Raw genomic sequence first — 19,130 nt, 5'->3', positions numbered from 1 at the left:
TATGGCTATCGCCTGTTTTAAACCGAAGTGGATTGACGAAGAGATTGAAATGCTGCACGAGAGTGCATTGAAGCTATTTAAAGATTGGGAGCAGCATGATGAAAAGTGGCGTGAAAGTGGCATGCTGGATCGGGAAGCATGGTTAGAAGCTGGCGAGATGGGCTTTTTATGTGCCTCTATTCCAGAAGAGTATGGCGGAGCAGGCGGTGACTTTCGTCACGAAGCAGCTTTGATTTATGCACAGGCAGAAGCCAACCAAGCAGGGTTTGGCGGCTTTTTGCATTCAGGAATCGTCGCACCTTATATCTTGCATCACGGAACAGAGGCGCAAAAGCAGAAATGGCTACCGAAGATGGCGACCGGTGAGCTTATTGGCGCTATTGCTATGACTGAGCCGGGTACAGGCTCTGATTTGCAAAACATCAAGACCTTTGCGGTCAAAGATGGTGATGACTATATTATCAATGGCTCAAAGACTTTTATTACTAATGGTCAACTAGGCAACTTAATCATCGTTGCTTGTAAAACGGATAGAGAGCAAGGTGCTAAAGGCGTTTCGCTAATTGTGGTAGAAACTGACAATGCGCCAGGATTTGAGCGCGGTAAAAAGCTGAAAAAGCTAGGTTTGGCTTCACAAGATACCTCAGAGCTATTCTTTAGCAATATGCGTGTTCCGCAAGCGAATTTGCTCGGTACGGTCGAAGGTATGGGCTTTATGCAGTTGATGCAAGAGTTGCCGCAGGAACGCTTGATCGTCGCACTTGCTGGTATTGGTGCTATGAAGTTAGCACTAGATTTGACCATTGACTATACCAAAGAGCGTACCGCTTTTGGCAAACCGGTATGGGGCTTTCAAAATACCCGCTTTAAATTAGCTGAGTGTAACAGTCATTATATTGCTGCAAGTGCGCTATGTGATGCCGCTATAGAAGCCTTGTTAGAGAAGAAGCTAACCATACAACACGCCGCGCTAATCAAATATTGGGTCACGCAAAAGCAGTGTGATGTGATGGATGAATGCGTGCAATTATTCGGTGGCTATGGCTATATGATGGAATATCCTATCGCCCGGTTATATGCTGATGCACGGGTACAAAAAATCTATGGCGGCACCAATGAGATTATGAAGGAGCTGGCGTCACGCTTTATGTAATCTTTAATTTATTAAATAAAGTATCAAAATAACTTTTTTGGGTGTTATCAATAGTAGCGTTTTCATTTCGGTTTATTAAACTTTTGATGAATTTGTTAGAGGAGGTAACACCCAACTTTTTAGAATAAAACTTTTTAGAACGAAACTTTCAAGGAGGAAAGTATGCTCGGACAAATGATGCAACGTCCATTATTGATTAGTCATCTAATTCAACATGCAGCCAAATATCATGGCGATACCCCAATCATCTCGCGTGAGACTGATGGTAGTACCACTCTGTCCGATTGGAAAACCATACATAGTAATAGTAAGCGTCTTGCAAATGCCTTAGCTAAGCTTGGCATGGAGCAAGGCGATCGCTTAGCGACTATCGCTTGGAATAACCGTCGCCATCTTGAGATCTGGTACGGGGTGTCTGGCGCTGGTATGGTATGCCATACGATCAACCCGCGTCTATTCCCACAGCAAATCATTTATGTTGTCAATGATGCCGAAGACCAAGTACTGTTTTTTGAAAAGACATTTTTACCGCTAGTAATGGGTGTCAAAGATCATCTAAAGACGGTCAAACATTTCGTTTGTATGACCGCGCCAGATGAAGAAGTCAGAGCGCAACTGCCCAACGTCATCTTCTATGATGATATCGTCGATGAAGAGTCGGATGAGTTTGAATGGCCTGAGCTTGATGAAAATGCACCAGCGTCATTATGCTATACCTCAGGCACGACGGGTAATCCTAAAGGGGTGCTATACACCAATCGTAGTACGGTGTTGCATAGCTTTGGTATTAGCTTACCCGATTCCATCAATCTATCGGCACAAGATGTTGTCCTACCCGTAGTACCGATGTTCCATGCCAATGCTTGGGGTCTGCCTTATGCCGCAGCGATGATTGGTGCCTCATTAGTGCTACCAGGACCAAATCTAGATGGGCACAGTTTGGCGAATATGATTGATGACTATAAGGTTAATGTCGCTGTTGGCGTACCGACTATTTGGCAAACCTTACTAGCCGCTGCTAAAGAGACGGGCACTAAGCTGCCTAGTCTGAAACGTAACGTGGTCGGTGGTTCAGCGTGTCCGTCCTCTATGATTAAGACTTTCCGTGATGAGTTCGGTTGTGAGACCCTGCATGCATGGGGTATGACTGAGACCAGTCCACTAGGGACAGCCAACCAGCTCAAAGCTAAGCATAGCGATTTATCAGAGGAAGATAAGCTGACTGTCCGTTTGTCACAGGGTCGCCCACCATTTGGCGTTGAGATTCGTATAGTGGATAGCGAGCAGAATAACAAACTGCTACCTAATGACGGTAAGACCTCGGGTAACGTACAAATCAGAGGGTATTGGATTGTCGATACTTACTTTAATAATGAACAGTCGGCGCTTGAGTCCGATGGTTGGTTTGATACGGGCGATATTGCAACGATCAACGAAGATGGTTATTTAAGAATTCGAGATCGTGCTAAAGACTTAATCAAGTCGGGTGGTGAGTGGATATCGTCAGTAGAGTTAGAAGATATTGCCATGTCGCATCCGGCAGTAGCGATGGCAGCGGTCATTGGCGCCGCACATCCAAAATGGGATGAGCGTCCAATTATCATTACCCAACTGGCGGTTGGCGAGCAGGTAAGTGAGGAAGCTCTCATCGCTCATTATGAAGGTAAGGTCGCAAAGTGGCAGCTTCCTAATGCTGTCATCTTCGTAGAAGCAGTGCCATTAAATGGTACGGGAAAAATGCTCAAAAAAGACTTACGCGAGCAGTATGGTAATCATCTTATCGAGCGCGGTTTGATCGACTGATTGAGCCATTATCAAAAACGATAATGGTTTTCATTTTAAACCTTGGTGATGACAATATCATTTAAAAGGTATCATTTAAAAGCTACCATTTATCGTTTAGCCCTACCTGCTGTGTCAGTCATAGCAGGTAGGGCTTTTTTGATTTATTCAGGGGAAAGGGGATTTTTGACTACTACACCCATTATTATAATTTTAAACCGTATACAGTCTCTATAGAATGCAAGTAATCCAGCATATTTGGAGACAGATTATTAAGCGGGTTTCCCTTAAGATTAATACAGTCTAAATTGGTTAACTGAGCAAGACTGTCAGGCAAGTTGTTAAGATTACAGTGAATCAGATCAAGCTTAGTTAGCTTAGTGAGTTGCCCGATACTATCAGGCAGATATTTAAGATCGCAATGGCTTATAAATAGCTCAGTAAGATTTTTAAGTTGTCCGATGCTATCAGGTAGGTTTTTAATATCGCCATGATTGATATAAAGCTTAGTTAAATTAGTCAGTTGCCCAATATCGTCAGGTAGATGTTTAAGCTCGCTATAGCTAATAAAAAGCTCAGCAAGATTGGTAAGTCGCCCAATGCTCTCAGGTAGCTCGTCAATCTCACAGTGAGTCAGATTAAGTACAGCAAGATGACTGAGTTGCCCAGTGCTGTCAGGCAAATACTTAAGCTGACAGTCAATAAGGTTCAGCTCAGCAAGGTTAGCAAGCTGCCCGATACTATTAGGTAATTCTTTAATCTCACAGTGAATAAGATCCAGTTTATTTAGGTTTAAGAGCTGTCCAATGTTAGTAGGGAGCTGTTGAAGAGGGCAATGACTAATAAAGAGCTCAGTTAAATTACGAAGTTGCCCGATACTCTCAGGGAGCTGTATAAGCTCACAATGATTAATATACAGCTTATCAAGATTAGTAAGTTTTCCGATGCTATCAGGTAGATATGTAAGATTACAGTGAATAAGATCAAATTCCGTAAGATTAGAGAGATGCCCAATGTCGGTAGGCAATTTCTTGAGTGGACAATAACTAATAAATAGCTTAGCAAGATTGGCGAGTTGCCCGATGCTGTCAGGCAGCTCGTCAAGACCACAATGAATGAGATCAAGTATCTTAAGGGTACTCATCTGTCCAATACTGTCAGGTAAGTATTGAAGCTGACAGCGACCGATGAACATTCTGTAAAGGTTAGTGAGTTGTCCGATACTATCAGGTAGCTTTTCAAGCTTACTTTCATCAATAAAGAGCTCAGTAAGGTTAGTGAGCTGTCCGATACTATCCGGTAATGTTACGAGGTTAGAATGCCTAATAGACAGTTTGGTTAGGTTAGTCAATTGACCTATATTCTGCGGTAAATAACTTGCATCAATACCACTAATATCTATTTCTGTGAGATTTATAAGGTTAGTGAGTTCGTCGGGTATATAGCCCACTCTATGGGCATCTCTAGAATGTTGTTCATCAAGCTCAGGCTCTAAAATTGCTAGCTTTTTCATGTCCAGTAATGCCTCTTTAGCACGAGGGACTTCAGAGTCAAGCAACTCAAACTCGTCTGCCCATGCCCATATTTTCTTAACCCAATTATCGTCTATATCTAACGTTTTGTTAGAAGTGTTAGAAGTTTCTTGATGAGAGTTATTATTAACTTGAAACATAGCCTTGCTCCTTAGCCTGCTTGATTGATTAGCATATTACGCAAGTTACCAATAGCTTTAGTGGGGTTTAAGCCCTTTGGACAATACAACACGCAATTTATAATGCCTCGGCAACGGAATAAACTAAATGGATCTTCTAGGCGTGCCAAACGCGCCCGAATGTCGGTATCACAGCTATCAACCGCAAAGCGATTAGCGTTTTCTACCATTGATATTCATACCATCAGAGCCACAAATACCTTCACAATCCGCTTTTTATAGAATTTATAGCTATACTTAACTATATACTAATTTCTCAGCCAATAGAGATCGCCATATATATAGTCAGGGAAAAGTAATATCGATACATCAAGTGCTGCTGATATTAATTTTTCTTGCTTGCTGTGCCTACGCAGACAGAGGCTGCAAAAAATTTATACCAGCAGCACTGTAGCGTTTTTGAGATATTTTAACTATAGATAGTACTAGATCAGTAACACTTTTAGCGGAGAAAATAAAGTTTAGAGAGAGAAGCATCAAATTTAAGAATAAGACTCTAAATATTGAGCGTAGCGTTATTCGGAAATATATTAATAACAATAGATGATGCTTTGGAATTTACAAAGTAGCGTCATATTCGCAACTGAAATCAGTGAAATCTCGTTTACAACGAAGGCGGTACTAAAGCGCTAGACATGACTGTTGAGTATGCACGAAATTAAATTAAATTAAGACTGAACCTAATGATTAAATCAATGATACAATAAGGGCTATATTTAAGTTAATCTAAAGATATTTTATAGATTTCTGTGATTTTCAAAATATCAGAGATATTATTCTTAACTCAAAAGAAGCAATTCGTATGATGGGATGAGTATTGGAACCATGCGTCATATCGACAGCAGCGGGTTTCAATCGTTTTCAGCGTCATTTTATAATGCATTATAGGTGTTATAGTATCCTTAAAGATTCATTTAAAATATATCTTTAAGTTATTATCTGCCTTTGTTTCGCAATAGGAGCGGCAAATGGGTGAGTACAAAAAATACTGGTTTGGCTTAGTAGCTATTATTCTCGTCACTTTTACCTTATTAGGTTGGGGCGGGGTCGAGATTTATCGTACGGCACCTCCTATTCCTGAGCAGTTTATTGATACTAATGGTCAAGTCATTCTTACCAAAGACGATATCTTAGACGGTCAGTCTGCTTGGCAACGTACGGGTGGTCAGCAGTTGGGGTCTGTGCTTGGTCATGGTGCCTATCAAGCACCTGACTGGACAGCCGACTGGCTACATCGCGAGCTCGTCGCTTGGCTTGATATCAGAGGGCAAGAACTCTATGGCAGTGATTTTGAGTCTCTCAATGATGACCAGCAAGCCGTATTGAACGCTCAGCTAAAAAAAGAATATCGAAAAAGCACCGTCAACGATAAAGCTCAAGTGGTTTTGTCAGCGACTCGTATCGCTGCGATGACTAAAATTGCGCCTTACTATATAGGTCTATATGGTAACGAGCCATCATTGCAAACATCGCGTGAAAGCTTTGCAATGAAAAATAACACCATGCCAGATCTAGAAGACAGACAGAAACTCACCAATTTCTTTTTTTGGACCACTTGGATTGCATCCACAGAACGCCCGGGTACTGAAGCAACGTATACCAACAATTGGCCTCATGAACCCCTTATTGATAATGTGCCTACCACTGAAAATATCATGTGGTCTATTGCTAGTGTGGTTTTTTTAATCGCCGGTGTGGGCTTCTTAATTTGGGGTTGGGCATTCTTGCATAAAGACGAAGACATCAATCTCCTCACGCCTGACGCTGATCCATTGACCAAAATTGCACTGACGCCCTCACAAAAAGCACTCGCAAAATATGGCATATTGGTCATGGCTTTATTTGTATTTCAGGTTTTCATCGGTGGTTTTGTGGCTCACTATACTATTGAGGGTCAGAACTTCTATGGTATTCCGGTCTCTGACTATTTCCCCTATGCACTGGTACGGACATGGCATATTCAATCAGCGCTATTCTGGATTGCCACTGCGTTCTTAATGACGGGTCTGTTTTTAAGCCCAATCATCAACGGTGGTAAAGATCCTAAATACCAAAAGCTTGGGGTTGATATACTTTGGGTCGCATTAATTGTGGTCGTCGTGGGCTCTTTTGCGGGTCAGTATTTTGCTTTGGCAGATATCTTGCCAGCTAAGTACAACTTTTGGTTCGGTCATCAAGGTTACGAGTTCATTGACCTTGGTCGTTTTTGGCAAATTCTTAAGTGGATCGGCATACTCTTTTGGCTCGTATTAATGATGCGTGGCTGTGTTAATGGCTTTAAGCAACACGGTGATAAAAACTTACTCACCATCTTCGTAGCTTCTGTTCTTTGTGTGGGTTTGTTCTACGGGGCAGGTTTATTCTATGGTGAGCGCACGCATCTTACTATTATGGAATACTGGCGCTGGTGGGTCGTGCATTTATGGGTTGAAGGCTTCTTTGAGGTTTTCGCCACTGTATCTCTGGCCTTTATCTTCTATAACTTAGGCTTGGTGAGCAAGCGCATTGCTACCGCATCGTCCATTGCGTCTGCTGCCTTATTTTTATTAGGTGGCGTGCCTGGTACTTTTCATCACTTGTACTACTCAGGTACGAACACGCCTATCATGGCTATTGGGGCCTCATTCAGTGCATTAGAAGTCGTACCGCTAGTAGTATTAGGCTATGAAGGCTATAAGCATTGGTCTATGCAGCGTCAAGCCATTTGGATGGAGAAGCTCAAGTGGCCTATCATGTGCTTCGTAGCCGTCGCCTTTTGGAATATGTTAGGGGCGGGTGTTTTTGGCTTTATGATTAACCCACCTGTATCTTTGTTTTATTTACAAGGTCTGAACACCACGGCAACGCATTCTCATGCCGCCTTGTTTGGGGTATATGGATTCTTATCGATCGGATTTGTTCTACTGGTCATGCGATATATCCGCCCAGATTATGTGTTCAGTGAAAAGCTAATGAAAACTGGCTTTTGGGCACTTAATATCGGTTTGGTACTAATGATATCTACCAGTTTACTTCCTATCGGAATTTATCAGGCTCAGGCTTCTTTGACTGAAGGCTTGTGGTATGCCCGTAGTGAAGGGTTCATGCAACAAGACTTCCTACAGAGGCTGCGTTGGATTCGTACCTTTGGCGACGTGATTTTTATCATCGGTGCATTATGTGTGGCATTACAAACGGCTAAGTTAGCATTTGCAAGACCATCACACGCCAACTATAAGCCAAGTAAAAAGTAGATTTTAATAATTATAAGAATAAAAAAATCTCTGCTTTAAGCAGGGATTTTTTATGGATATAGAGAGTATTACAGAAACGGCGAATTACAAATGAGATCGCTACGTGAAAAGCTAAGTGCTATAGTTAATCCACTTTTAAAAGGATACAGAGTTACTAGGGTTAATTATTTGCAGCCTCTGTCTGCGTAGGCCCAGCAAGCAAGAAAAATTGATAGCAGCAGTAACTTGTAATATTTGTATTTCTTTTATTTAGGACTGACTATGTTGAAACACATACTATATATAGCGGCCTGTTATAAATGACAACCGTGTTTAATAAGTTACAGAACACACGTCAAATAGCACACTCTGGTCACTAGATTTTTACTGTGGCTATGGCACACTTCTTATTAAATTCAATGGCTTAATATTCGCCTTCTTATAGGTCCATATTAAAAACCGCAACGGCTTTTGATAGGCGAATTATTTCAAATGTAGAGCATATTTGTCTGAAATATGACGCTATATTAAAAAGGAAGCAACGTGACTTCAGGAAGAAGCCCCAGCATAAATAGGCGACCTATCTATATCCCGCCAAAAAACTTTGCTGACTATTTATCCTATCAGCAAGAGTACTGTTTGTTTTTAGATATAGATGGCACGTTAGCTGACTTTACAATGAATCCTAAAGACAGTGTCATTCCAGATTCAACCTTAATACTTTTACAAAAAATACAAAGTCATGGCATAAAAATCGCTGTCGTGACAGGACGTAGTCTGGCTGAAGCAAGGCAAATGCTGTCTCCTTTGATATTACCGATTGCAGCAACGCATGGACTAGAAATAGCCTTTGATGATAGTAGCGATACTAACCAGACAAACGTTGTATCTGTTGACACCATGGAACTCGCTGTAATCAAGCAGTCTATTATTCAATCTTGTATTCCTTTCGATGACTTCACTGTAGAAAATAAACCTTATTCTGTTGCGCTCCATTTCCGGAAAAATCCTGCTTTGGCTGATGAGGCGTATGCCATTATGGCAGAAACCTTAAAAACTCATAATAATTGGTCATTGAAATCCGGTAAATATGTGTGGGAGGTGGTGCCAAAAGGGGTGAATAAAGGTACAGCCATTCTAACCTTATTAGAAAAAATGCAAAGTAGTGAGAGCCTTTGTCCTATTTTTATGGGTGATGATATTACCGATGAAGCAGGGTTTGTGGCTGTGCAAGGTGAAAGTAAATCGCTAGAAGACGATTCACAGTTAATAAAAGGGATGGGGATTAAGGTCGGTTGTGAGCCCACGCATGCCGATTATTATGTTCGTAATACTCATGAGGTGACTGTTTTACTGAATAGCTTTTTAAGCTTTTGCCAAAAACATACTGCGCCAGTAGAAGCAACCGTGAGAGTGAGAGGGAGGCGCGTGATATGAGCCGCCTAATCGTCTTATCTAATCGGGTTAAAATTCCCGATGACAAACCAATGGCAGGTGGACTTGCAATAGCACTGCAAGACGTATTAAATGGAAAATCAGTCATTTGGATGGGCTGGAATGGTGAAATTGTCGAACACTATAATGATGATTATACTAATGAATTTAGTAGTATCAAACAAACTGCTTTAGCAGACGCTGACGGGTCGTGTGCGCATACATTCATCACTTATATGACCACTGCACTTACTACTGAGCAGTATCAGCAGTTTTACTGCGGCTTTGCCAACAATGTACTGTGGCCACTACTACACGAGCGAGTTGATTTAATCAGTCAAGCGCCAGAGGATTACGCAGGCTATCAAACGGTAAACCACCTCTTTGCTAAGCAATTAAAGAAGATTATTGAGCCTGATGATGTGATTTGGGTGCATGATTATCATTTTTTAAGTGTGGCGTATCATTGTAGGCAATTAGGAGTTCATAATCGTATCGGCTTTTTTTTCCACATCCCCTTTGTCTCATTACCATTTTGGCAATCGCTTGATAAAAGCGGTGAGCTCATTACGCATCTTGCCCATTACGATGTACTTGGCACACAAACCCAGCAAGATAGAGCCAACTGTATTTTTGTTTGCCAATATTATTTAAAAGATTCGCTAATAAACGTCTTATATGCCCCGCAAGGTTTTAGCACCTCTACCCAGTCAAAAAATACGCAGATTATGCTTAACTTAGGTCTAAATCATCCTCACTATTTGCGGATTGATGCATATCCAATAGGCATAAATGTGACAAGAATACAGCAGCAAATTAGCCACTTATCCTTGCAATATGACAAAGCCAATCAGAATAAAAAGACTATAAAATCTGCTGCCCAGCAGATTATTGCGGTGGATAGAATCGATTATTCAAAAGGGTTGTTAAAGCGTTTTTCAGCATACCGCAATTTTTTACAGCAAAATCCTTTATATCAGAATCAGCTGACATTATTGCAAATTGCCTGTCCTAGTCGCCTAAATGTGCCTGCTTATCAGCGTCTCTATGATGACGTTAAATATACTATCAACGATATTAATCAGCAGTTCTTACTTAGCACGTGTAGAAATGATATTTCTGAAAATGAGAATACTATAAATAGTTGGCAAGCTATCAACTATTGCGAAAGCGTCATAAGCCATGAGACATTAATGACCCTATTTTGGCAGAGTGATATCGGCTGGGTCAATTCGCTTAAAGATGGTATGAATTTGGTTGCCAAAGAATATATTGCCGCGCAAAACCCTGACAATCCTGGCGTGTTATTGCTCTCACGTTATGCAGGGGCAGCCGAGCAAATGCAAGCCGCGGTTATTATCGATCCACATAAGCCAAAAAGCATGATAGAGGGTTTAAGCATTGCTTTGACGATGCCGTTAAGTGAGCGGCAGTCGCGCTATCAGTCGTTACTGCAAGGACTACAGCAAGATAACTTACAGGCTTGGCAGCAACGTTTTTTGGAAGGTCTGTATGATGGCAAAAAACGTCAAACAGATAACTTGAAACCTGCCGCAGTCCAAATGTCCGACTCATAAGAATAATTAGGAGACTTCATGCTACTGTTAAATACAAAAAATCCTTTATTATCAGAGATAAAAGCCAGTATAGAAAATATCATACGTGCTGATAATCAAACCAGTAGGACGCTTAGCTTAACTGACAAATTACGTCATGATATTTTAAAAACCTTAATCACTTATAGCGAGCAAATCCCGCATCCCGCAAGTGGTATTGCCAATGCAGATGATGCAAGCTCAGGCACATTAATACGTTGGCAGGTTTTGGCTTATGTTGCCAGCATTGATTTAACAATTGCAAAATGGTTTGAGTCGCACTTGGATGCGCTAAGCATTTTATATGAAGTGGGTTATGATAAAGCGGATCAAGGGTTGTGGGCAGTTTGGGCAGCAGAAGGTCATCCCGATCCTATACGCTATGAACAAGGAAAAGTCAGTGGTACCAAAGCGTGGTGTTCAGGGGCTAGTGTGGTTGATCATGGGCTCATAACATATCGTAATACTGATGGTCACGCGCAACTGCTTATAGTAGATATGCACCAACCTGGTATTGAGAGTGACAATAGTGAATGGCAAGCGGTGGGGATGCAAGCCACTGATACGGCTACTATACAGTTCCATGAGGTCACGGTCAGTCAAGTTGGTGCCGCAAATATCTATCTAGAACGGGCAGGATTTTGGCATGGGGCGGCAGGGGTTGCTGCTTGCTGGTATGGAGCAACGGCTTACCTAGCAGACTATTTAATCAGCGCCTATCAGCAAAAACCAAACGATTATAAAGCCCTGTATCTGGGTCAAGTTAGTACGGCATTGGCAGTCACTCAGCAGTATTTTTATCATGTTGCTGATTTAATAGATAGTCAGCCACAGCTCAGCCATGAACTTGCCATACGTCAGTTGAGATCACAAGTTGAAAAAGTCGCTCGCCAAGTAATGGAAGTTGTCGGGCAGGCATTGGGGGCAGCGCCATTTTGCCGCAATGCCCATTTTGCAAGATTATCAGCAGATCTGCCCGTGTTTATCCGCCAAAGCCATGGCGCTTTTGACTTACAGAAAATCGGCGAATTATCTAGCGTTGTAGCCAATGACTTAACCGATGGGCAGGAGAATATATGGCAACTATAATATCTAGTAAGACTATAAAGCTTACAGTCAAAGATGACGCTGTCACGCATGCTGCTACCTTTGAAGGTAATGAAGGTAATGAAGGACACCATCCGATTGTGGGTGATCGTGTTATCAAAGGCGATGGTACCAGTCAAGAGGCTTGGAAAAATTGGTCAGGACTGCAAGACATGCCTCGATTTGACATTACAAAAAGCTTTGCCCCGCATCAGCGTGTCTGCATCTTCGCCCCGCATCCTGATGATGAAATCATAGGCTGTGGCGGTCTGTTGCAACAACTTACGGCGAATGGCAATCCTATCGTTCTTATTCACGTGACGAACGGCACGCAAAGTCATCCAAACTCGACAATCTATACACAAGAAAAACTTAATACCATTCGTCCGCAAGAGAGTATGCAAGCATTAGAGATACTGGGTGTGGCTCATCAGGTCACGACTGTTGCTTTAAACTTAGCAGATGGCGAAGTTTTTACCCAACAAGAGCAATTTCAGCAAAAATTAACCTCTATTATCCAAGCTGACGATATTTTAATAACCACTTTTATGCGCGATGGGCATCCCGACCACGAGGCAACCGGGCAAGTGGTTGCCTCATTTGCTAAGCAGCATCATTTAGCCTGTTATCAAGTATTAATTTGGGCATGGCATTGGGCAAAACCTGCTGATAGCCGTATTCCTTGGCACCAAGCTATAAGACTTGATTTAACTAACGAGCAGTTAAGACGTAAGATTGCAGCCATCTCGTGCTTTGAGAGTCAAATTACTATTGATGAAAGTACGGGCAGCCCACCGATTTTATCCGCGCAAGCGATTGCTAGAATCAGCCAACCTTGGGAGGTTTATTTATATGAGTCACACCCCTAAACCTAAGCCACCAATAGATACCGGTAACTTAGTCGATAGTTTAGAGTATTCTAAAACTGTCTCAGCTGGCGGTACTGCTATTAGTAACCAATCAGCTGCTTATTTAGAATCTTATTTTGATGCGTTATATAATGGCAATAGCGACCCATGGCAGTATCAAACTCGTTGGTATGAAAAACGAAAACGTGATATGTGTCTAGCGATACTGCCGCAATCTCAATATAAGTATGGTATTGAGTTAGGCTGCGGTAACGGTATGCTGAGTGAACTATTGGCTCAACGTTGTCAGGCTTTGGTCAGTATTGATGGCAATCATCAGGCGGTGCAACTTGCCAAAGCGCGCTTGTCAGGATTACCTCATGTTAAGGTCATTCAAGGTGTGATCCCTAATAGATTATTGACTTTAGAAAATGCCCTTTTGGACACTTATCCTTTATCGAGTGATACGCCTACTAGAGAGTCGCCCTTTGATTTAATTGTCATTAGTGAGATTTTATATTATTTATCACCCAATGATATTGACACGGTAATCACTTGGACTCAGCAAAACCTTGCTATAGGCGGTACATTACTGTGCTGTCATTGGCGCTATGCTATTGATGACTTTTCCATGACAGGTGAGACCGTGCATCAGCGCTTATACCATGCTTTTAATGCCGAAAATAATGACAAGCGTCAAATTGCGTTCACTCATCAAAGCCAACTGATAGACAGAGATTTCCTATTAGACACTTGGCAACGTTCTACAGATTCAGTCGCTATGCAAGAAAACCTGATATGAAAATCGGTATTGTGATTCCAGCTCATAACGAGGCGATGACTATCGCTCAGTGCTTGGCATCAGTGCAGACCGCTATCGAGCAATTACCCTTAACGATTAAGGCATCTATATTAGTGGTGTTGGATAGCTGCACCGATGATACGCAGTCCATCGTCAAAGCCGAGGGTGTTGACTACCTATGCTGTGACTATCATTGTGTGGGACAAGTGAGAGACATGGGCATTCGTCATGCGATTACAAATGGTGTAACATGGCTTGCCTGTACAGACGCTGACTCAACAGTTCCTATGGATTGGTTGTTACAGCAGATTGAACATATTTCCCAGCAGCCGATTGATATGATTTGCGGCGTGGTAGACGTTGATAGCTGGGCTCATTTGACGCCGCAAACGCGCGAAGATTATATTGCTCATTACCAAGATAGAATGGGACATCGTCATATTCATGGGGCAAATTTAAGCTTTAGCAGTGCAGCTTATCTGGCTGTTGACGGCTTTGCGCATTTGCCATGCCATGAAGATGTGGATTTGGTTAAAAGGTTTGAAGATCAAGGCTATGCCATCACTTGGAGCAATCGCGTTCGTGTACAGACCAGTAGCCGCTTGCAAGCTCGGGCGACAAAAGGTTTTGCAGCGTTTTTAGCGAATCTAGAAAATAATCATTTAAAGTAGCATTTTAAGGTAAAGTATTAGCTGTTAAGCCTTCAATATACTACGACTGAATAAATCGTGATACTAGTAACCAGCAGATCCATCACAATCGATGTGAATCACTGGTCAGAGCAGATCATAATGACACTAAGCAGCGCTATGGTGCTTCTTAGCGATTGCTTGCTTATCTTTCAGAGCAAGATCATCACATCAGTCGATACAGGGTCAGACGCATTACACAATATGGCATTCAATGCCGTTGTCATAAGCGCTTTTAAGTCACCATCAGCTCAAATCATCATAAGCATATCTACCCAAACCTGCAAGACTAGCCGTTTGCTGCGAATCGCTCTAACGAGGCGTGGTTCAGTGACATTATTAAATACAGTGAGCTTAAGTATAGCGAGGAGCGATTAGCAAAGCACTGCTTTGCAGCGACATAAGATAAGATCTATGCTCGAGTGGGATTAGAATTCAGAAGGGTTTACGCTATAAAATGCTAAGGCAGATGTGGTTTGACTTTTATCGTTAGGTTGCTCAATTGAAATCTTCCAAGCTTATGTGAATGGATTTGAGGGCAGGGGTCACTATACAGGCATCGAACTGTATCCTTTTTCTATTCTCTGTAAAATATAAGGAGATTAATGTTTTAATCTCTGCATATAATTGAGAAAAATATGAAGCATATTACCTATATTCATGAACATTCAGACTGGACTGAGTGGCGATGGTCAGATAAAAAACTGCTGCCATTGGTCAGTCGTGTGCGGATACTACAGGGTCGTTTGCTTGGAAAGTTGCAAACCTTTGAATTCGATCTCAAAGTTGACAGGGATATCACTGATTGGCTGGTCTTGTTTTTATAAATTCTAGAGCAAGCTCTGATCGCTTCTTAAAAGACTACGGATATATTAACAATGAAGCCAGTTTCTGACAGACACATTCATAGCACGTTTTGAATGATCGACAAGTAACAATACTGAATATCTTACTCATTAACTTTTCAAGCTGACCACTGAAGAATGACAAGTTATGACTAAATGTTCTATAAACACAGGGCTACGTGATAGCAAGGTAGTTTTCTACCCAGATCAATGGATATTCTACAAATCTAAAGCTATTCAATCATTTATATTCAAGTTTTTCAGCGATTTTTTGACGATATTTTACTCATAGTTTTGATTAAAAATTACTGATAGCTCATTAGCTGCCTCTTGCATAAGAGGCACGTAACTGAGCAACTCTTCTAAAGTTTTTCTAACTGTCGGACCGTGGGTAAACACCGTAGCAAATGCTTGTTGGTCATTATTAGGAATCATCACAGCACAGGCTACCATACCTGGAATAAACTCCTCGTTATCTACCCCAACTTCAGTATCGCGTGTTGTTGTAATCGTTTGCATCAGTTGCTTTTTATCTGTTTGCGTATTGGTCGTTAGCGCATGTATCGACATTTTCTCAACGATACGCTTGCATTTTTCATCAGATAATTGTGCTAATAATAATTTACCACTGGCACTGGCCCAGACGGGAACATGAGTGCCAGAAGGTAGAAATATTTGCAACGGCCAATCCGACATGACGCGATCGATATAAACCACATCTAAGTCTTGTAAAATCGCAATACCTACCGTCTCTCCTATTTTTGCTGACAACTCATTCAGTATGGCTAGCCTTTCATTTTTGAAATCACTGTTTTGCAATAAGTTCATGGCAAGCTTATACATGCGTTTTCCGCAGGTGACCTTCCCTGGCAAATCTAACTGCACGAAGCCAAGACCGTGCAGTTGATCCAATAACCGATACATACTGGGCACAGGCACTTCTAACGTTTCTGCTAGATCACTGACACTCATCGGCCTTTGTGAACTGGCTAACACTTCTACTATCTGTAAAACGCGCTCAACGCTTGAACCCTTCTTTTTGGTATTAATCATTTCCTACTCTAAACCTCTAGCTGACTCTCAGCGAATAAATTTATCCATTATAACGATAAAATTTATCTTTTTGCGTCTTGCTATTACAAAAATATTCTGTTAAATTTCACATATCGATAGGATTTTTATCGTTATGTGAAATTTATTAATACAAGGATGAGTAACTATGTCACACAGTATCCTTCTGCCAAGGACAATGGAAATTGGACGCGATGCCTGCCAAAAGCTACCAGAAATATTAGCCAGCTTAGGTGTAAAAAAGCCACTTATCATTACTGACGAGATGATGGTGAAACTCGGCTACGTTGATAATGTGCAAACCATCTTGAAAAAGGTGAACATTACTGCAGATGTATTCTCAGATACCGTACCCGAACCCACTGAAAGCTCTATCGAGGCTGGAGTATCTCAGGTAAAAGCTCAAGACTACGATGGCCTAATTGCCCTAGGTGGCGGCAGTCCTATTGATAGTGCTAAAGCTATTTCTATCTTGGGTAAGTTTGGTGGCGTCATTCGTGACTATAAATTTCCCCGTCAAGTCGATGAAACAGGCCTACCTATCATCGCCATACCGACGACAGCTGGTACAGGATCAGAGGTTACACGTTTCACCATCATTACTGACGAAGCTAATAATGAAAAGCTGTTGTGTGTTGGGATGGGATTCATGCCCATAGCGGCAATTATCGATTACAGTCTGACGATGAGCGTACCACCGCGTACGACCGCAGACACCGGCATCGATGCCATGACCCATGCTATTGAAGCGTATATCAGTCCTAAACGTAATGCTTATAGCGATCAACAGGCGCTCGCAGCCTTACGCTTAATTGGGCCTAATATCCAAACCGCTTATCATAATGGAAAAGACGAAATAGCCCGTGAGGCGATGATGCTAGGCTCTACCTTAGCAGGCATTGCCTTCTGCAATTCCTCAGTCGCCTTAGTACATGGTATGAGCCGTCCAATCGGTGCCTTTTTTCACGTACCGCACGGATTGTCGAACGCGATGCTACTGCCAACCATTACAGAGTTTGGTATCTCTAGTGCACCCGATCGTTATGCTGATTGCGCGCGCGCATTAGGAATATCGGATCACAGTGAATCAGATGATCAAGCAAACGCCAGTTTGGTTAAGTATCTAAAAAGTCTCAATAAAGAACTACAAGTTCCCACACTGGCAGAATTTGGCGTTCAAAAAGCAGATTTTGATGCGCTCATCGATACGATGTGTGAGCAAGCATTCGCCTCAGGTTCCCCTAATAACAATCCTCGAATACCCAGTCTAGAAGAGATGATTCAGCTGTATACCTTGCTATGGGATGGTCATAGTACCGCTGACGTCTCACCAAGTTGATAACCTTTTGATTCGCTACTAACTTAACCTTAATCCAAACGCTATAAAAGGAAAAATATTATGCAAACTATCGGACATTTAATTAACGGCAGCATGTCAAATAATGACAGCCAAACTCAAGATATTTACAACCCCTCAACGGGTGAAGTGAGTAAGCAAGTGGCTTTGGGTGGTGAAAAAACTATCGGTGAAGCAGTCGCTGCGGCTAAAGCTGCTTTTCCAGCATGGAGCAAAACGTCACCATTAAAACGCGCGCGCGTCATGTTCAAATTCAAAGAATTATTAGAGCAAAATGCTGATGAGATATGCAGATTAGTCGGTGAGGAGCATGGAAAAATCGTTCATGATGCCGCCGGTGAGCTACAGCGTGGTATTGAAAATGTCGAATATGCTTGTGGAGCGCCTGAGCTATTAAAGGGTGAGCACAGTCGTAATGTTGCTACCGATATAGACTCTTGGAGTGAGTTTCATCCATTGGGCATAGTCGCTGGTATCACCCCCTTTAACTTCCCTGTGATGGTGCCGCTGTGGATGTTCCCTATGGCTATCGTTTGCGGCAATACCTTTATATTAAAACCGTCTGAGCGTGATCCAAGCGCCACACTCTTTATTGCACAACTCTTGCAGCAAGCAGGCTTACCTGATGGTGTTATTAATGTGGTGAATGGTGGCAAAGAAGCTGTCGATGCTATTTTACATCATCCTGATGTCAAAGCCGTTAGCTTCGTAGGCTCCACTCCTATTGCTGAATACATCTATACGACAGCCGCCGCACAAGGTAAACGCTGTCAGGCGCTCGGCGGTGCAAAAAATCATGCGATCGTCATGCCAGATGCGGACTTAGACAATGTGGTTACTTCACTATTAGGGGCAGCTTTCGGCTCATCAGGAGAGCGTTGTATGGCGCTATCTGTCGCAGTTGCGGTCGGTGATGAGACTGCTGACAAGATGATTGCGGCACTGCAGCCTGCTATTCAAGGGCTAAAACTGGGTGTTCATTCAGATAAAAGTAACGACTTTGGCCCTGTTATTACTCAGGCACACAAATCTAAGATATTAGAGCACATCAAAAGCGCTACCGATCAAGGTGCAAAACTGGTCATCGATGGCTCTGATGCTGCACCAGAAGGCTACGAGCAAGGATTTTTCGTGGGTCCTACTTTGATTGATCATGTCACCAAAGAGATGCACAGTTACGAGGCAGAGATCTTTGGGCCAGTCTTACAGGTTATGCGTGTGCAGACCATGAGCGAGGCAGTACAGCTCATAAACGATCATGAGTATGGCAATGGTACTTGTATTTATACAAGAGACGGTGAAGCGGCTCGTCATTTTATCGATAACATCGAAGTAGGTATGGTTGGTGTGAATATTCCACTACCCGTACCTGTAGCTTCTCAAAGCTTTGGCGGATGGAAGCGTTCACTATTTGGTGACTTAGCTATGTATGGACCAGACGGTGTGAGATTTTTTACTAAACGCAAAACAATCACGCAACGCTGGCCTAGCGCAGTGTTACGAGAAGAAAAGCAGTTCTCTATGCCTACTTAACCATCCAATTTT

General features: G+C 42.2%; 14 protein-coding genes and 1 pseudogene. 12 read left to right on the top strand and 3 right to left on the bottom strand.

What is annotated here, in order from left to right; genetic code table 11:
• Nucleotide 1 precedes the first annotated feature (1 nt).
• Both JMW90_RS03445 and JMW90_RS03440 read left to right on the top strand, forming a co-directional pair.
• On the top strand, nt 2-1,153 hold the full coding sequence (locus JMW90_RS03445; protein ID WP_201561704.1) for an acyl-CoA dehydrogenase family protein: 1,152 nt from the start codon (nt 2-4) through the stop codon (nt 1,151-1,153).
• 162 nt (nt 1,154-1,315) lie between these two features.
• Nucleotides 1,316-2,956, top strand: coding sequence for a long-chain-fatty-acid--CoA ligase (locus JMW90_RS03440; RefSeq protein WP_201561703.1), 1,641 nt, complete (start codon nt 1,316-1,318; stop codon nt 2,954-2,956).
• A gap of 184 nt (nt 2,957-3,140) precedes the next feature.
• Here the strand turns inward: JMW90_RS03440 and JMW90_RS03435 are convergent, their stop codons facing one another.
• A complete protein-coding gene (locus JMW90_RS03435) occupies nt 3,141-4,607 on the bottom strand; it encodes a leucine-rich repeat domain-containing protein (protein WP_201561702.1) in 1,467 nt (488 codons plus the stop codon).
• 11 nt (nt 4,608-4,618) lie between these two features.
• Nucleotides 4,619-4,819: pseudogene (sdhB, locus tag JMW90_RS03430) on the bottom strand (succinate dehydrogenase iron-sulfur subunit); the annotation flags it as partial.
• A gap of 795 nt (nt 4,820-5,614) precedes the next feature.
• On the opposite strand from sdhB, the gene JMW90_RS03425 reads away from it, so the two are divergent.
• From JMW90_RS03425 to JMW90_RS03390, 8 genes are all read left to right on the top strand, one after another.
• Complete coding sequence (locus JMW90_RS03425) at nt 5,615-7,879, top strand: nitric-oxide reductase large subunit (protein WP_201561701.1); 2,265 nt, start codon at nt 5,615-5,617, stop codon at nt 7,877-7,879.
• A gap of 522 nt (nt 7,880-8,401) precedes the next feature.
• Nucleotides 8,402-9,295, top strand: coding sequence for a trehalose-phosphatase (otsB, locus tag JMW90_RS03420; protein ID WP_201561700.1), 894 nt, complete (start codon nt 8,402-8,404; stop codon nt 9,293-9,295).
• Nucleotides 9,292-10,869 (top strand): trehalose-6-phosphate synthase, encoded by a 1,578-nt coding sequence (locus tag JMW90_RS03415; RefSeq protein WP_201561699.1) that lies wholly within the window; start codon nt 9,292-9,294, stop codon nt 10,867-10,869. The genes otsB and JMW90_RS03415 overlap by 4 nt, the downstream gene beginning before the upstream one ends.
• An 18-nt stretch (nt 10,870-10,887) precedes the next feature.
• Nucleotides 10,888-11,976: an acyl-CoA dehydrogenase family protein gene (locus JMW90_RS03410; RefSeq protein ID WP_201561698.1), complete on the top strand. Its 1,089-nt coding sequence runs from the start codon at nt 10,888-10,890 to the stop codon at nt 11,974-11,976.
• Complete coding sequence (locus JMW90_RS03405) at nt 11,964-12,842, top strand: PIG-L deacetylase family protein (RefSeq protein ID WP_201561697.1); 879 nt, start codon at nt 11,964-11,966, stop codon at nt 12,840-12,842. The genes JMW90_RS03410 and JMW90_RS03405 overlap by 13 nt, the downstream gene beginning before the upstream one ends.
• Nucleotides 12,826-13,623: an SAM-dependent methyltransferase gene (locus JMW90_RS03400; RefSeq protein ID WP_201561696.1), complete on the top strand. Its 798-nt coding sequence runs from the start codon at nt 12,826-12,828 to the stop codon at nt 13,621-13,623. The genes JMW90_RS03405 and JMW90_RS03400 overlap by 17 nt, the downstream gene beginning before the upstream one ends.
• Nucleotides 13,620-14,294, top strand: coding sequence for a glycosyltransferase family 2 protein (locus JMW90_RS03395; protein ID WP_201561695.1), 675 nt, complete (start codon nt 13,620-13,622; stop codon nt 14,292-14,294). Before JMW90_RS03400 ends, JMW90_RS03395 begins: the two co-directional genes overlap by 4 nt.
• Before the next feature lie 656 nt (nt 14,295-14,950).
• A complete protein-coding gene (locus JMW90_RS03390; protein WP_201561694.1) occupies nt 14,951-15,139 on the top strand; it encodes a DUF4172 domain-containing protein in 189 nt (62 codons plus the stop codon).
• 300 nt (nt 15,140-15,439) lie between these two features.
• Here JMW90_RS03390 and JMW90_RS03385 read toward each other — a convergent pair whose 3' ends face one another.
• The gene (locus tag JMW90_RS03385; RefSeq protein ID WP_201561693.1) at nt 15,440-16,210 is read right to left on the bottom strand and encodes an IclR family transcriptional regulator; all 771 of its coding nucleotides are present in this window, start codon (nt 16,208-16,210) and stop codon (nt 15,440-15,442) included.
• A gap of 166 nt (nt 16,211-16,376) precedes the next feature.
• Between JMW90_RS03385 and JMW90_RS03380 the strand changes: the two genes are divergently transcribed.
• Nucleotides 16,377-17,567 carry an iron-containing alcohol dehydrogenase gene (locus JMW90_RS03380; protein ID WP_201561692.1) on the top strand — a complete coding sequence of 397 codons (1,191 nt, stop codon included), beginning with the start codon at nt 16,377-16,379 and terminating at the stop codon, nt 17,565-17,567.
• Nucleotides 17,568-17,627: 60 nt separating this feature from the next.
• Nucleotides 17,628-19,118 carry a CoA-acylating methylmalonate-semialdehyde dehydrogenase gene (locus JMW90_RS03375; RefSeq protein WP_201561691.1) on the top strand — a complete coding sequence of 497 codons (1,491 nt, stop codon included), beginning with the start codon at nt 17,628-17,630 and terminating at the stop codon, nt 19,116-19,118.
• Nucleotides 19,119-19,130 lie beyond the last annotated feature (12 nt).

It is taken from the genome of Psychrobacter glacincola (genome assembly GCF_904846215.1).
GTDB classification, from domain to species: Bacteria; Pseudomonadota; Gammaproteobacteria; order Pseudomonadales; family Moraxellaceae; genus Psychrobacter; species Psychrobacter glacincola.
Note: the sequence above shows the minus strand (reverse complement) of the source record. Positions and strands in the feature narration are given on the sequence as shown.